Genomic DNA, 232 nt, shown 5'->3' on the forward strand with positions numbered 1-232 from the left:
GACTAAAATCCTTTTCATGTTCATTCCCCTCCTAAATTACCTTTAATTAGGAATTATTACGATTTAAAGCACATAATTATTTTGTATTATTTAAGATTAATAACAATATATAAATCGTAATTATTACGAATTAAATCTTATAACGATTATTTATTTATGTCAATCATCAAATTTTAATGAAATGAATTAACTAGAACTGCATATCCATATCATAGGAATGATAGATTTGAGG

The organism is Neobacillus vireti, assembly GCF_036962465.1.
Lineage (GTDB): Bacteria > Bacillota > Bacilli > Bacillales > Cytobacillaceae > Neobacillus > Neobacillus vireti_B.